The organism is Pedobacter sp. AC379 (assembly GCF_979258145.1).
The window spans coordinates 4632703-4645533 of record NZ_OZ409839.1; the positions used below are offsets into that span (position 1 = coordinate 4632703).

General features: G+C 37.4%; 10 protein-coding genes. 5 read left to right on the forward strand and 5 right to left on the reverse strand.

Annotated features, from left to right (window positions below; all coding sequences use genetic code 11):
• Positions 1-8: 8 nt before the first annotated feature.
• Positions 9-2018: a thioredoxin domain-containing protein gene (locus ACZZZW_RS20220; protein ID WP_055905865.1), complete on the reverse strand. Its 2010-nt coding sequence runs from the start codon at positions 2016-2018 to the stop codon at positions 9-11.
• 129 nt (positions 2019-2147) lie between these two features.
• On the opposite strand from ACZZZW_RS20220, the gene ACZZZW_RS20225 reads away from it, so the two are divergent.
• A complete protein-coding gene (locus tag ACZZZW_RS20225; RefSeq protein ID WP_463496162.1) occupies positions 2148-3245 on the forward strand; it encodes a mandelate racemase/muconate lactonizing enzyme family protein in 1098 nt (365 codons plus the stop codon).
• Between the two features lie 191 nt (positions 3246-3436).
• Here ACZZZW_RS20225 and ACZZZW_RS20230 read toward each other — a convergent pair whose 3' ends face one another.
• Entirely contained in the window at positions 3437-4333 is an 897-nt protein-coding gene (locus ACZZZW_RS20230) for a glycoside hydrolase family 25 protein (RefSeq protein WP_055905871.1), read from the reverse strand.
• A gap of 142 nt (positions 4334-4475) precedes the next feature.
• Between ACZZZW_RS20230 and ACZZZW_RS20235 the strand changes: the two genes are divergently transcribed.
• Positions 4476-5723, forward strand: a complete 1248-nt coding sequence (locus tag ACZZZW_RS20235) for an MFS transporter (protein WP_463496165.1) — start codon at positions 4476-4478, stop codon at positions 5721-5723.
• A gap of 19 nt (positions 5724-5742) precedes the next feature.
• On the opposite strand, the gene ACZZZW_RS20240 is transcribed toward ACZZZW_RS20235, so the two are convergent.
• Both ACZZZW_RS20240 and ACZZZW_RS20245 read right to left on the reverse strand, forming a co-directional pair.
• Positions 5743-6723, reverse strand: a complete 981-nt coding sequence (locus tag ACZZZW_RS20240; protein ID WP_463496167.1) for a glycoside hydrolase family 43 protein — start codon at positions 6721-6723, stop codon at positions 5743-5745.
• Between the two features lie 560 nt (positions 6724-7283).
• A complete protein-coding gene (locus ACZZZW_RS20245; protein ID WP_463496169.1) occupies positions 7284-8654 on the reverse strand; it encodes a dipeptidase in 1371 nt (456 codons plus the stop codon).
• A gap of 302 nt (positions 8655-8956) precedes the next feature.
• Between ACZZZW_RS20245 and ACZZZW_RS20250 the strand changes: the two genes are divergently transcribed.
• The 3 genes from ACZZZW_RS20250 to ACZZZW_RS20260 are packed head-to-tail and all read left to right on the forward strand — an operon-like array spanning position 8957 to position 12042.
• The gene (locus ACZZZW_RS20250) at positions 8957-9931 is read left to right on the forward strand and encodes an SGNH/GDSL hydrolase family protein (RefSeq protein WP_055905885.1); all 975 of its coding nucleotides are present in this window, start codon (positions 8957-8959) and stop codon (positions 9929-9931) included.
• Between the two features lie 57 nt (positions 9932-9988).
• Entirely contained in the window at positions 9989-10537 is a 549-nt protein-coding gene (locus ACZZZW_RS20255; protein ID WP_055905888.1) for a PH domain-containing protein, read from the forward strand.
• Positions 10537-12042 (forward strand): PH domain-containing protein, encoded by a 1506-nt coding sequence (locus tag ACZZZW_RS20260; protein ID WP_463496172.1) that lies wholly within the window; start codon positions 10537-10539, stop codon positions 12040-12042. The genes ACZZZW_RS20255 and ACZZZW_RS20260 overlap by 1 nt, the downstream gene beginning before the upstream one ends.
• Positions 12043-12120: 78 nt before the next feature.
• On the opposite strand, the gene ACZZZW_RS20265 is transcribed toward ACZZZW_RS20260, so the two are convergent.
• Complete coding sequence (locus tag ACZZZW_RS20265) at positions 12121-12474, reverse strand: DUF493 family protein (protein WP_157255360.1); 354 nt, start codon at positions 12472-12474, stop codon at positions 12121-12123.
• Positions 12475-12831: the final 357 nt, after the last annotated feature.

Genomic DNA, 12831 nt, shown 5'->3' on the forward strand with positions numbered 1-12831 from the left:
AAATTAATTTATTGTAAATACTCTAATGCGTCCTCAACAGTGTTAACCGGCAACTGGCATACTTTATTTCGGCAAATATAAACTTTTGTTTCGTTGCTTTGCTTACCTTTTAACAGCGGTAGGTTACTTTTTGTTCCACCCAATGTAATTTTGTTTGGAATGTAATGTCCGCTTAATTCTAATTTAATCACATCTGTTTCTAAACCGGTAATGGCAATCTCGTTAATGCCGTAAATTTCATTTAGTAACTGGATGGCCCAGTTTGAGTAAGCGGAGCCATAACTTTTTATTTTTGGATGTACCGCAGCAAGCATTCCTGATGCTTTTTCCGCATAGTTTTCGTGATCAAAAAGTAAACCCATTTTTTTTAAATTTTGGGCCATTACAGAGTTGGAAGCAGGAATTACATTGTCCATCACTTCGTGTTTTCGGGCAATTAAATCTTCACTTTCGGCAGAGGTGTAGAAAAACATCGGTGAATCCGGATCAGTGAAATTAGCGATTACATAATTTGCAAATAATTTGGCTTCTTCCAACCATTTTTCATCAAAATCATATTCGTATAATGCAATTAAAGCTTCGATAAAAAAGGCATAATCATCTAAAAAACCGGTAATAGATGCTTTTCCATTTTTATAGTTCCGGTATAGTCCTCTCTTTTCAGATTTTAGATTATTTAAAATAAAATTAGCTGCAGCAGCTGCCTTTTCATAATATTGGTTGTGACTTAAAACTTGAGCAGCATCAGCCAGTGCTTTAATCATCATACCATTCCAGGCCGTTAAACATTTATCATCCAAACCTGGTCTAACCCTTTTGCTTCGTTCAGCCATTAATTTTGCCTTGGCCGATTTAACTTTATCATAAAGTGTTTCAGGTTCCAAATTATATCTCGAGAGCAAATCGTCGTCACTGATTGTTTTACGCAAAATATTGGTTTGTTCTTCTTCCCAGTTCCCATCTTCGGTAACGTTATAATATGCACCGATTAATTGAGCATCATCGCCTAAAATCTGATCGAAAGCTGCTTTATCCCAAACATAAAACTTACCTTCAATGCCTTCGCTATCTGCATCCAATGCCGAGTAAAACAATCCATCCGCAGATGTCATCTCTTCAAAAACCCAGTTAATGGTTTCAACAACAGTTTGTTTAAAAGAATCGAATTTAGTGCATTGATACGCTTCGGCATATAAACTGATTAATTGTGCGTTATCATACAGCATTTTTTCGAAATGAGGTACATGCCACTTGTCATCAACCGAATAACGGGCAAAGCCACCGCCAATCTGATCGTAAATGCCTCCCCTGCTCATTTCTTCCAAAGTGTGGCAAACAGCAGTGAAAACAGATTCATCATCCTTTAAAAAGCCATAACGTAATAAAAATACCCAATTATTAGGCAATGGAAATTTTGGTGCACGGTTATATCCTCCGTAACCAATATCAAAATGGCGCTTCCATGGTGTTACAATTTCGGTTAAATGTGCATCAATATATTCTTCAGTAGCTACGGCTGGAATTATTTTTTCACTGTCGTTAATGCCTGAAGTTAACCTTTCGGCATATTGAATGGCTTTATCAGGTTCGTTTGCCCAAAGAGCAGCAACATTTTCGAGGATGTTTATCCAATCATTTTTTCTAAAATAGGTTCCTCCGTAAATCGGACGCTGATCTGGCAAACAAATACAATTTAAGGGCCAGCCCCCGCTTCCGGTCATTAACTGTATGGCATACATATAAATCTGATCAATATCCGGACGCTCCTCCCGATCTACCTTTATACAGATAAAATGACGGTTCATCACCTCGGCCACTTCATGGTTTTCGAAACTTTCGCGCTCCATTACATGGCACCAATGGCAGGCCGAATAACCGATGCTCACCAATATCAATTTATTTTCAGCCTTTGCCTTTTCCAAAGCCTCAGTTCCCCATTCGCACCAATTAACGGGATTATGAGCATGTTGAAGAAGATATGGTGATGAAGCGTGGATTAAGTTATTGGTATCAGACATGGTGTTTAGTATATAAATGTAAGCCGGAAACAGAATTATAGTAAGGCGTAAATCTATTAATAATCTACAAACCTGTTTCGATTTAGTTTTTGTTTTTATACTTTAGTTGGAAATCTAAGCTTATAAAAAATGAAAATTACCCATACCGAAATATACCGCTTTAGTATCCCAATGGAACCTTTTGTGATTGCAACCGGAACCATGCATTTTGCCCAGAATGTATTGGTCAGGATTTATACCGACGCTGGTATCCACGGAACTGGAGAGTGCTCAGCTTTCCCGATGATTGTAGGTGAAACCCAGGAAACATGTATTGCGATGGCTAAAGATTTTGCAGCAATATTAAAAGGGAAAGATCCACTCGAAATTCCGGAGCGGATGAACGACTTATTGGGTTATGCAGACCATAACAATACCATTAAAAGTGCCTTTGATATGGCTTTATTTGATATTGCAGCAAAAAATGCAGAATTGCCATTATATAAATTCCTTGGAGGACAAAAGCGTACCATTGAAACCGATATGACCATCGGAATTGATACACCTGAAGGCATGGCCGCAACTGCATTGAAATACAAAAGCAAGGGTTGCAGGATTATTAAAATAAAGTTGGGCAAAAAGGTTCATGACGATATAGAAAGGGTAAAACACATCCGCGAAGCTGTAGGTGAAGAATTGATTTTACGTTTAGATGCCAACCAGGGATGGAGTTTTGATGATGCTTTATTTGCTTTGGGCGAATTGGAAAAATACAACATTGAATTTTGCGAACAGCCTATGCGGACCTGGTACGATGATAAATTACCAGAGCTGAATGTAAACTCGCCAATTAAATTAATGGCCGATGAAAGCTGCTATAACCATCATGATGCCCGTAAACTGATCAATAGCCAGAGCACCACCTATTTAAACATTAAATTTTCGAAATCAGGAGGTATATTAGAAGCCCAAAAAATACACGAAGAAGCATTAAAGCATGGTGTAAAATGTATGATTGGCAGTATGCTGGAAAGTCGGATTGCGCTAAGTGCCAACCTTCATTTTGCGCTGGCAAGTCCAAATGTAGAATTTTTCGACCTGGATACTGCATTATTAGGGCATTTAGTAGATCCTGTAATTGGTGGCTTAACTTATAATGGCTACTTCCTTGATGTTCCGGATGAAATTGGCATAGGTGCCGAAGCAGATGAATTTTTCTTGGAGAAATGCGAAAGCTGGACGGTTTAATTTAACGAGTTGGGAGTTTGGGGTTTGGAATCGATCAACCGGTTTAAACAATTAAATGATTGTAAAAATCACAATAATAGATCCTAAAACAAATTCAGGATGACGCCACGAGGGTATATGACTAATAAAAAAGCCTTCTTGCAATGATGAAAAGGGTATAAATCATGTAGAATCAACTAATAACCATTGAATTAATGAACTAATAATCTATCCAACTCCAAACTATCGCCATTAAAAGCATTAAAATCAACCACATGCCCAATGCCGTTAATTTTGGCTTTATCAGAGTGTTGCCAAAACTTCCAGCGGCTATTATCCATGCGCAATTTTGGTTGATAATAATGGGCTATCCATAATGGATAATCATCAAAATAATCAAGCAGATAATCTTCGTAAAACTTAAGTCCGGTGTAAACAATCGGCCTTACTTTCGTCTTTAGCTCAACATAATTCAAAAAATCAGACAATTCTGCCCTCATTTTTAATGGAGAAACACCATCTAACGATTCAATATCAACAACCGGAGGTAAATCTCCTTTTTCTATATTAACCACCTGTAAAAAGAATTTCGCCTGCGTTTTCCCGTCCTTTTTTGGTCTGAAGAAATGATATGCACCACAGATAATACCAACTTTTGGTGCTTCGCGCCAGTTCCGCTGAAAATAGGGATCAACCAGCATCAATCCTTCTGTAGCTTTAATAAAGGCAAAACGGATGCTCACCTCATCTTCTTTCATTTCTTTTACCTTTTGCCAGTTTATTTTACCTTGATAATATGAAACATCAATGCCATGAATGCTATACTTTTTTGGAATTTTGATGTTAAAACTTTCATAAGTTCTATAATTTGGATCTTGCCCCCAATCTTTAACCCAGCGCCAGGTGGCAACAAAACTTCGTAATACGTAGCCGTAATAGAACGGAGAAAGCAAAATCAACAATAATCCGGCAATAACCAGTTTAAGCTGAACGGAGAGTACACTTTTCTTTTTTTTATTTGCAGCCGGTTTTCTGGTTACAGGTCTCCGAACGGCAGGTTTTCTGGCAACAGGCGTTTTATTTAATGGGGTTCTTTTCTCTGGCGGCATTTGATCGGTTTCCGGATGCAAATTTGTAAAAAATTACCCGATATTTTCTGCCGAACTTTTTTTAGTTTTTTAATGGATATTGAATTCAGATGATCAATTAATACATTACCTTTTACTATTTTTACGGCATCTAAAATAGCTAATGTTCAAACTCATTTTTAATACCTACAAAAGCTCCTTTAGCGGGTTGAGCAGAGAAACCTGGCTGCTGAGTTTTGTGATAATGTTCAACAGATTCGGCAGTATGTCTGTACCCTTTATGGGTTTGTTTGTTACCCAAAGCTTACATAGATCGGTAACGGATGCAGGTTTAATCATTATTTTATTTGGAGTTGGCTCGGTACTTGGCTCGGCAACGGGCGGTAAATTAACCGATATGATTGGCTTTCGCCCGGTACAGGTTTTATCATCCGTTGTAAGCGGCCTACTATTTATTTTATTTTCTACCCTTACTCATTTTTATAGTTTATGTGCCCTCGCAGTTGTGATTAGCTTTTTTTCTGAAGCTTTCCGCCCGGCTAATTTTACCGCAGTGGCACACTACGCCGCAGAAGGTACATTAACGCGATCGTACTCTTTAAACAGGTTAGCTACAAACATGGGCTGGTCTATAGGGATTAGTTTTGCAGGTATTATTGCTTCCATCAACTACAGGCTGCTTTTCGTGGTAGAAGGGGTGGTAAGTATTATTGTGGGTTTGTTAATCCTCTCATTTTTACCGCAAGTGAAAGGTTTTATTAAAAAAGCCAAAGAAACTGCACATAATATGGTTATTATGAAACCATGGAACGATGCTTTCTATGTAAAGTTTATTCTCCTCACCACCGTATTTATTACCTGTGCTTTTTTAATGTTCAGGATTGTACCCGTGTTTTTTAAACAAGAATGGCATATTGATGAATTTGCAATAGGTCTTATCATTGGCATCAACGGGGCCGTTATTGCCTTGTTTGAAATGGTGATGATCAATAAAATTGAAGCAAAAAGATCGCCCATATTTTTCATCATCATTGGTGCTATACTATTTTCCACTGCTTATCTCTTATTAAGTACCCCGCTAAGTTTTCATATTTTGATGGCAATACTAACTATTGTGGTTTTTACCTGCGGAGAAATGCTCACATTACCATTCATCAATACGATTGTAATTAGCAGAAGTAACGCACACAACAGGGGTTTATATGCCGCAGGATATACCTTAAGTTGGTCGTTTGCACAGCTGGCCGGGCCATATCTGGGATTTTTAGTGGCAAAAAACCTGGGTTACAATTGGCTTTGGATAGGAATTGCCTGCATGCTTTTACTGTGTGCCTGGGGATTTAATACACTAAATAAAAAGCAGGCTGAAATTTTGTTAGCAAAAAGCAAAGTTCAGCTGGAAACTGAATAAATTTCCAGCCGAACAGCAATTATTTTACTTGTTGGGCTTTAACACCCTCATTTGTAATTTTTACCGGAAGAATATTCCCATTAGCATCAAAATTCATTTCATCAATACAGGTAACACGGTGGTTTCCATCAGTTTCCGTTAACGGGCGACGGTGGTAAACGATATAATATTTTCCTTTTTTCTCATTGATAATTATAGAATGGTGACCTGCGCCGGTAGCAATTGCGGCATCTTGTTTTAAAATTTTACCCACTCTTTTAAATGGTCCAAAAGGTGAATCGCCAACAGCATAAGCTACAGAGTAATCCGGACCAGTCCAGCCGCCCTCGCTCCACATAAAATAGTATTTGCCATTTCTAATGAACATATATGGCCCTTCAACATAATTATCAGGTGTAATTTCTTTAAAGGTTTTTCCATCTTCAAAAGGCACAAAACCATTAAAATCCTTATTTAATTTGGCGATGTTACAATGTTTCCAGCCTCCATAAATTAAGTAATACTGACCATCTTTGTCTTTAAACACAAACTGATCAATCGGCTGTGCACCATTGTAAAACTTATCAACCAAAGGTTTCCCTAAATGGTCTTCATATGGTCCTTCCGGTTTATCAGCAACAGCAACGCCAATCCCTCCTACCTCATTATCGCTTTGAATATCATTTGCACCGAAAAACAGGTAATATTTTTTGTCTTTTTGTACTATTGCGGGTGCCCACATCGCTTTATTGGCCCATTTTACGGCTGCCGTATCTAAAATATGGGGATGTTTTTTCCATTTTACTAAATCGTCAGACGAAAAGGCATCTAAAAACACCTGTTCCTTGTATTTTGCAGAATAAGTAGGATAAACCCAATATTTATTATTGAAAATGGCAGCATCGGGATCTGCATACCAGCCGGGAAAGATTGGATTGCCAGATTGGTAAATCGTTTTAGTATCCTGAGCAAAAGAAGCAAGCCCTGATAAAAGTAAAAGTGAAGAGAATAGGTATTTCATGGTACCAATTTAGAAAAAAATAGCTATTAAAAAAATTTAGGTTATTCTATTTCCAGATGCAAAGAGATAGATATGATCTTCGACTACGCTCAGACTGATCATAAACGTTAAAATTATTTAGTTGTATAGGAAAGCAAAACCCGTAGCAATTCAGTTAAAGCAGTCCTACCCTTCGTTTCAAATCCCCGGCCTTATGCTTCGGCCAGCGGGTTTAACACTACGGTGAGGTTTAGGTTGCAGGGCTACCATTACTAATCAGGGCTGCAGGATGCATAATTAGCCCATCGCAATAACAAGCCTTTCAAAAAAGAACTACACTTTATCTAATAAACCCGACAAAGCTAAATAGCCCGGAATGGAGCGCAGCGAAATGAGGACTATAAGCGATGGCGGGACTACAGTACCTATAAAAAACAGAACCGCTCGTTTTCAAAAAAAATCGTCACCTCGACTGAAGTGTTGGCGAAATGGAGAGATCTGCTGAAAATAGATTTCTCGACTACGTTGCACTCCGCTCGAAATGACGATCTGTTGCGTCAGAACGCATAAATTAATCAAGCTTATTTACTCAGTTCTGCGAAATATTTATGGAACAAAGGCAAAGTTTCTATTCCTTTATAATAATTGTAAATATCATATTTCTCATTTGGCGAGTGTAAAGCATCGCTATCTAAACCGAAGCCAAAAAGTACCGATTTAATACCTAAAACATCTTCGAACAGTGCCACAATAGGAATACTTCCTCCACCGCGCGTAGGGATTGCTTTTTTACCAAAGCTATCTTCAATTGCTTTTTCTGCTGCCTGGTAAGCAACGCTGTCTGTTGGGGTTACTACAGGTTCGCCGCCATGGTGAGGGGTAACTTTAACTTTAACATTTTTAGGGGCAATGCTTTCAAAATGTTTGGTGAATATTTCTGCAATTTCTTCTGAACTTTGGTGAGGAACCAAACGCATCGAAATTTTTGCATTTGCTTTACTTGGCAATACGGTTTTGGCGCCTTCGCCAATATATCCACTCCATATTCCATTCACTTCCAATGTTGGGCGGGTTCCTGTACGCTCTAAAGTAGAATATCCTTTTTCTCCCCATACCTCATCAATATCAAGATCTTTTTTGTATTCAGCTTCATCGTAAGGTGCAGAATTTAATGCTTTTTTCTCCTCATCAGTTAATTCTAATACTTTATCATAAAATGCAGGAATTGTAATGTGGTTGTTTTCATCGTGTAAGGAAGCAATCATTTTGCAAAGTATAGTAGCCGGATTGGCCACAGCACCACCATATACACCTGAGTGTAAATCGCGGTTCGGGCCAACAACTTCTACCTCCATATAAGCCAAACCACGCAAACCGGTTTCAATAGATGGATGATCCATGCTGATCATTGAGGTATCAGAAATTAAAACCACATCAGCCTTTAAACGTGCAGCATTATCTTTTACAAAAATGCCAAGATTTGCAGAACCTACCTCCTCTTCGCCCTCAATCATAAATTTAACGTTGCAAGCCAGGGTATTGGTTTCCATCATCAGTTCAAATGCTTTTACATGCATATAAAACTGTCCTTTATCATCGCAAGCACCGCGTGCATAAATTTTGCCATCGCGTACAGTAGGTTCAAAAGGTGGTGTGTGCCAAAGTTCTAACGGATCGGCCGGTTGAACATCATAGTGGCCATATATTAATACAGTGGGTAATGAAGCATCTATAATTTTTTCTCCGTAAACAATAGGATATCCTGCAGTCGGACAAATTTCAACGTTATCAGCACCAGCATCTTTTAATTTCTGTGCAACATAATCGGCAGTTTTTAAAACATCTCCTTTATATTTCGGATCAGCACTAACCGATGGAAAACGCAATAACTCAAACAGTTCATCTAAAAAACGTTGTTTGTGCGTTTCTACATAATTTTTAATCTCTTGCATAACAAAATGAATTTGGACAAATATAGGCTTTACCAAATAAATGGCACAGTAAGTATTTACAAATTATCCGGGCCAGGGCGTAAAACTCAGCTAATAATCAAACAGTTAAAATGTTTATTTATTTTTTGCCATAGCTAAAAACCAACCCTTAATTTTTTAAAATTAAAACCGTCTTTTAACGGATACAAAAAAATAATTTAATGTTTGTAAAAAAGAATGTTGCAGCACCATTTCTATTTACTTTTTTGTAAATTGCGCCCCATAACAGATATCCTTAAATCCTGTAAGAAAGAATTTTAACAATGAAGTTTAGCGCAAAAGTATTTTTATCTCTGCTGCTGCTTCTGTTTGTCCGTACTTCTGCTTTCGCCCAGGCTCCAAATCCAACTCGGGTAAGTTGCCCCGAAGCCGCCCAATATTACGCTAAAGACAGTATTAACATTGTAACTTTTGGTGCCAGCACGGTAGAAGGTGTAAATGGAGTTGGTTTCCAAACCATGCTTCAGAATAATTTTTTAAACTGTTATACCAATAAGGTAGTCGATATTACCAATCACGGTATCGGTGGTCAAACTACTTTTCAGGGTTTACTCAGAATTGATAACGCAATAGCCAACAGAACAGGTTTTATTGTAATTGATATGGGCATAAACGATGCGTTGTCTATTGCCGCAGGTAAAGGCAGCTTGGCCCAAACGGTTTCGAACATGCGCGTTTTTATCACCTCCAGTTTAAAACAGAAGTTAGTTCCAATTATATGTACCCTTCAGTTTGTAGACGACAGAACAAATAAGAGTTATGTTGCGGTTAATACCAATATCAGGAACATTAACGCCGCCTACAGAAAATTGGCCACTGAATACAAAATTTACCTTGCAGATGTAAATGCCGCAATGAGACGCGATTTTACGCTGTATCAGGATGCCTTCCACCCCAATGCACGGGGCTACCGGTTAGTTAGTTACGTAATTTTTGATGCCGTTAACAAAGCTATTTTTGATAAGTTTTTAAAGTTTACCGTTTCTCAAAACTATCCTAACCCTGCGGCAATGCAAACGTTTATTGATGTGGTTTTGCCTGAATCGGACAAACTTAACATACAGATTTACGACATGATGGGCCGATTGGTTAAAACGGTTGTAAATGAATACCTCAATACCGGAAAACACACCTTAGAAATCAATACTTCAACCTTTGTACCGGGTATATATTTTTTCAAAATATCTTCTGATTCCGGCCAGTATAATACAGCAAAAAAGTTTATTGTAGCGCGGTAACAAAAGATTTAAATAATTGTCTACACAGTAGATTAATATGTTTTTATATCTTTAACCATGTCTGCAGCGTCCTTATTTACCAATGAAACCATTGATCTCGATCAACTACCAAAATATGAAGAGATAACGCTTAAAAAGCCGCATCCGGATTACTGGAAAATCATTTGCATTAACTTGCTAATCTTTTTCGGCATCCTGGGCATGGGTACAACTGCATTACTTCTACTTTTTAAAGAAATAAGGCCAAATGCAGTGTGGATAATCCCCGCTTATATCGTTCTGGTTGTTATTTCCTTTCTGCTTTTCCGTTTAAGCTTTAAAAAAAGGGGTTATGCAATGCGTAAGCACGATGTAATTTATAAAAATGGGATCATTGCAGAATCTACAACGATTGTTCCGTTAAACAGAATTCAGCATATTGAATTAAATGAAGGTATTTTTTCAAGAGCATACAAATTAGGATCGCTACAACTGTTTACGGCAGGTGGCCAAAGCGGCCATATCCGCATTTCAGGCATCGCCATTGATGAAGCCCGAAGCATTAGGGATTTATTGCTGAAAAAACTCGATCTGCTCGAAAAACCATTACCAGAAACTGAAGCATAATGGATAACGACTTTAGTAAACCACAACGCGAATCGGCATTTGGCATTATTATAATGGGTGCCCATACTTTTTTACAGATAGCTAAAGGAACCTTTTTTGTATTTGTTGCAGCCTTTATTAAATTACCAACCTCTACTTTTATATACCTTTTGCTGGGCATTGCTTTTATCATGCTGGTGAGTGCATTTTTTGCCTATTTATGGTACCTAAAGTTTACTTTCTTTTTAGATAAAGAAAAACAGGAATTTGTAGTGAACAAAGGGATTTTTAGCCGCGACCAGGTAATTATTCAGCTTGATAAAATACAGCAGGTTAATATTAATCAAACCATTTTGCAAAAAATTATTGGAATTTATGGCCTTAAAATAGATACTGCGGGTGCTCACGGAGATGAAGTAAGCATAAGAGCTATCGACGAAATTTCTGCCTATAACCTTAAAGAACATCTTTTAAACCGAAAAGAAGAGGCAGAAACACAGTTGGAAGTAGCGCAAGACAAGAATTTAACCGCAGAAGTACCGTTTTTAAAAATCAGTGCGTGGACTTTGTTAAAGGTAGGCCTAACTTCTAATTATGGCCAAAGCATGGGATTGCTGATTGCCTTTTTTTATACAGTTATATATGAAGGCAGGCAGGTACTCGATGCTTTTAAAATTAATAAAGATGAAATTCAGAGCACTGTAACAGGCATGTTAACTATAGTAACGGTATTTATTTTAATTGCCTGCCTTTTAGTTGTGTTACTTTTGATTAACCTGATAAGAACATTTTATAAATATTTCGAACTCGAAATTAGCCAGCATAAAAACACCCTCCTACTTTCATCAGGCTTAATTGCTAAGAAAAATACGATCATTAGCCCCGATAAAGTTCAGATAACAAAATATAGTCAGAATTATTTCCAGGAAAAGATGAATATGCTGAACATGAGTTTAAGGCAGGCTCATTTTGGTCAAAGTAAAAAAGGACACGAAATGCAGGGAAATACACTGGAAATTCCTGGCTGTAACCCTACTGAGCGGGATGAACTGTTAAAAATGATTTTAGGTGAAGCACAATTACATGGAAAAACTTTTATTCCCGATTGGCGCTTTCTAAATTTACCAATTTTCTTTAAACTGGTATTGCCCGTAAGCATATTCCTGATCATTGCGTTTAATGTACCCGAAATAAAGCCCTATATAGGCATTGCCATTGCTTATTTGGCAATTGGTATATTAATGATCTACATCAGTTACAAAAGGCACCGGCTTGCAGTAAACCAAGATTTTATTATCAAAAAGAGTGGCATTTGGGATATTTCCAACGAAATTGTAAAGCCAGATAAAATTCAGGCCATTACCACTTTTCAATTTCCCTGGCATAAAGGTGTAGATGTAGGTCACCTATCACTACACACCGCTGCCGGCCAAATTCATTTTAAATATGGCAATTACACAGAAATTAAATTATTGGTAAATTATTGGTTGTATCAGGTAGAAAGCAGAAACGAAAATTGGATGTAAATCCTCACCAATAATAGCATTAAATGAAGCGTAGCGGAAAATTTTAACGCTACGCTTCAGCATAATTATTTTCAGCAATTACAGTATCATAATCCCTTTGATGTTTCCTGCTTGCTTATAAACAGCAATCACCTCATCGGCATTTTGCATTTGCTTTTTTACTGTAATCGATACATATTTACCGGTTTTTGAAGGTTGTTCAATAAACTCATCATCAGGTAAAATTGCACGTAGTTCCTGGATCTTGTCCAAACCACCAGTAATTATAAATTTAAAATTGTAAATACCAGGAAACTGCTCAACACTTTCCAATTTCTCTTTTAAATTGGCATAAATATCTGTATTTGCCCCTTCCGGGATATCAGAAAACTCAATATCCTTATTCATTTTTTTCTCGTCCATTTCTAAAAACATATCAAATTCTATACCCAAATAAATAGGATGTAATTCTGACAGCCTATCACGTTTTGATAACCTGAGAATATAGAAATTAGCAATAATCGACAGAAAATATCTTAATAGTGTTTAATCAACTCCCCATTGCATGAAAATTATATTTTGTGACCGTTTTTCTTGTGACCAAAAAAACTGTCACAAGAAAATGTGACACAAAAAATTTTGTAAGTTTTTTTGTTTGCCAATAGGTTGTAAATCTTTTTCCGATGCCAATCCTTGCATCCTTGCCTATGTAGCAAAACCAGTCTGCAATAATTACAGCAGGCTGGTTCGGTTTAAAACTAATTACTAACAACTTTGGCAAAAAGCCACAGGAATTGTTATTTTTGAACC